Origin of the sequence: Polaromonas sp. (assembly GCF_029945895.1) — a bacterium.
Lineage (GTDB): Bacteria > Pseudomonadota > Gammaproteobacteria > Burkholderiales > Burkholderiaceae_C > Polaromonas.
The window spans coordinates 1-2716 of record NZ_JAQSDL010000056.1; the positions used below are offsets into that span (position 1 = coordinate 1).

Here is a 2716-nt window from a genome sequence, read left to right on the forward strand (position 1 = left end):
CGGATCAATGCCCACCATGGCTCCTGTACACGCCCCCGCTCCCCGTCACCGCACCGCCCTGTCGGTCAACGTCAACAAGGTCGCCTTGCTGCGCAACACCCGGCACCTGTGCATCCCCGATGTGCTGCGGGCCGCCGAGCTGTGCCTGGAGGCAGGCGCCCAGGGCATCACGGTGCATCCGCGGCCCGACGAACGGCACATCCGCAAGGACGATGTCTACGAGCTGGCCGCCCTAATGAAGGACTGGCCGGACCGCGAGTTCAATGTCGAAGGCAACCCGCTGCAGAACCTGATGGAGTTTGTGCGCAACCTGTCGGCGCGCGGCTTGCCGCTGCACCAGTGCACTTTTGTGCCCGACAGCGAAGGCCAGTTCACGAGCGACCATGGCTGGAGCTTTCCCCAGGATGCGGCCCGTTTGAAACCGTTGATTGAAGAAGCCCACGACCGGGGCGTGCGCGTCAGCCTGTTCATGGACCCGCTGTCCGAAGCCATGGCGGCCGCCAAGGCCGTTGGCGCCGACCGGGTGGAGCTGTACACCGAGACTTATGCGCGGGCCTGGGGCACGCCTGAACAGGACAAGGCTTTGGAGCCATTTGTCCTTGCGGGACGCGCGGCGGAAGCTATCAAATTAGGAGTCAACGCCGGCCACGACCTGAACCGCGACAACCTCACGGCGTTCCTGCAGGCGGTGCCCGGCGTGCTGGAAGTGTCGATTGGCCATGCGCTGATTGCCGACGCGCTGGAACTGGGCTACGGCGCCACGATCGCCGCTTACCTGCGCTGCATCGACAACGCATTTGCCGGATGATTTACGGCATTGGCACCGACATCTGCGACGTGCGCCGGGTGCGTGCCAGCTTCGAGCGGCATGGCGAGCGTTTTGCGCAGAAGATCCTCAGCGACGCCGAGTTCGCCACCTGGCAAGCCCGCAGCGCACGCTGGCCCGAGCGCGGCCTGCGTTACCTGGCCACGCGCTTTTCCGCCAAGGAAGCGTTCAGCAAGGCCGTCGGCATGGGCATGCGTTTGCCCATGACCTGGCGCCACTGCGAAATCGCCAAGGCCGCCAGCGGCAAGCCCGAAATTGTTCTGCACGGCGCGCTCAAGGAATGGTTCGAGGCGAAAGGCCTGACCGCCCATGTCAGCGTGACCGACGAGACCGACTACGCCGCCAGCTTTGTGGTTGTAGAGAAAAACACGGCTTAGCCCAATCTGTATCAGCGCAATCAGCTATCAAATTAATAGTAAATCAGAAAATCCACCATGAGCCAACACGCCCCCCTGATCATCGACATTGCCGGCCTGACCTTGAGCAAAACCGACAAACGCCGCCTCAAACATCCGCTGACGGGCGGCATCATTTTGTTCGCCCGCAACTGGGAGAACCGGGCGCAGCTCACGGCCCTTTGCAGCGAGATCAGGAAGATTCGCAAAGACCTGCTGATCTGCGTGGACCACGAAGGCGGCCGCGTGCAGCGCTTCAGAACCGACGGTTTCACCCACCTGCCGCCCATGCGTGCGCTGGGCGAGTTGTGGCTGAAAGACGCGATGACCGCGACCAATGCCGCCACTGCCTGCGGCTACGTGCTGGGCGCCGAGCTGCGCGCCTGCGGCGTGGATTTCAGCTTCACGCCGGTGCTGGACCTTGACCATGGTGAAAGCAGCGTCATCGGCGACCGCGCCTTTGCGCGTGACCCGCGTGTCGTCGGCCTGCTGGCCAAAAGCCTGATGCACGGCCTGCTGCAAAGCGGCATGGCCAACTGCGGCAAACACTTCCCCGGCCACGGCTTTGTCAAAGCCGATTCGCACACCGACATCCCGGTGGACAGGCGCAGCCTCAAGGCCATCCTGGCAGACGACGCCGCGCCTTATGAATGGCTCAACACCACGCTGACCAGCGTGATGCCGGCGCATGTGATCTACCCCAAGGTCGATGCGCGCCCGGCCGGGTTTTCCGAGAAGTGGCTGACCTACATCCTGCGCGGCCAGCTCGGTTTTGGCGGCGCGATTTTCAGCGACGACCTCAGCATGGCCGGTGCCCGCCTGCTCGACGGCAAGCAGGTCAGCTACACCGAGGCGGCAATGGCCGCGCTCAACGCCGGCTGCGACATGGTGCTGCTGTGCAACCAGTCGGTGGGTGAGGGCCAGGAAGTGGACGAGCTGCTCGACGGGCTCACCCAGGGCCAACTCCGGCAGCAGTGGGAGCCGCTCGAAGCCAGCGAGGGACGCCGTCTGGACCTGCTGCCCAACACACCTGCCATCGACTGGGACGCGCTGATGCTGCACCCGGCCTACATGCACGCGCTCGGGCTGGTTCCCTGAGTTTTTTTGAGCCTTTTCGAGCACCAGCCCATATGGCGTGTGCGCAGATAGCTATCAAATAAATAGCAAACAGCGCCTGCTCAGCGACTTACCGGCCACGGCGCTTGCCCGCCGGCGGCCATGTGGGTCAGGTACAGGCGCAAATCCAGCTCAAACTGGTGGTAGTCCGGCTCCATGTAGGTGCAGAGCTGGTAGAAGGCCTTGTCGTGCGCCTTTTCCTTCAGGTGCGCGAGCTCGTGCACCGTGATCATGCGCAAAAACTCGATCGGCACCTCCTTGAACAGGCTGGCCACGCGGATCTCGCGTTTGGACTTGAGCTTGCTGCCCTGCACGCGCGACACCGTGGTGTGGGTGCCCAGCGCATGGGCAATCACCTGCAGCTTGCTGTCAAAGGCCA

At 63.6% G+C, this 2716-nt stretch carries 4 protein-coding genes; 3 read left to right on the forward strand and 1 reads right to left on the reverse strand.

The genetic code is table 11. The annotated features are described in order from the left end of the window. The first annotated feature begins 16 nt into the window (after positions 1-16). From PSV33_RS07440 to nagZ, 3 genes are read left to right on the forward strand one after another with little or no spacing between them, the layout of a single operon-like run. Complete coding sequence (locus tag PSV33_RS07440) at positions 17-808, forward strand: pyridoxine 5'-phosphate synthase (protein ID WP_300560274.1); 792 nt, start codon at positions 17-19, stop codon at positions 806-808. Beyond that, entirely contained in the window at positions 805-1203 is a 399-nt protein-coding gene (gene acpS / locus PSV33_RS07445; protein ID WP_300560275.1) for a holo-ACP synthase, read from the forward strand. Before PSV33_RS07440 ends, acpS begins: the two co-directional genes overlap by 4 nt. 57 nt (positions 1204-1260) lie before the next feature. Next, positions 1261-2319, forward strand: coding sequence for a beta-N-acetylhexosaminidase (nagZ, locus tag PSV33_RS07450; RefSeq protein ID WP_300560276.1), 1059 nt, complete (start codon positions 1261-1263; stop codon positions 2317-2319). Between the two features lie 80 nt (positions 2320-2399). Here the strand turns inward: nagZ and PSV33_RS07455 are convergent. Next, on the reverse strand, positions 2400-2716 hold a 317-nt coding region (locus tag PSV33_RS07455; RefSeq protein WP_300560278.1), incomplete at its 5' end, for a YgjP-like metallopeptidase domain-containing protein.

Coding starts and splice junctions, on each gene's coding strand:
- acpS (WP_300560275.1), top strand. CDS start 805: ATGATTTACGGCATTGGCACCGACATCTGCGACGTGCGCCGGGTGCGT.
- nagZ (WP_300560276.1), top strand. CDS start 1,261: ATGAGCCAACACGCCCCCCTGATCATCGACATTGCCGGCCTGACCTTG.
- PSV33_RS07440 (WP_300560274.1), top strand. CDS start 17: ATGGCTCCTGTACACGCCCCCGCTCCCCGTCACCGCACCGCCCTGTCG.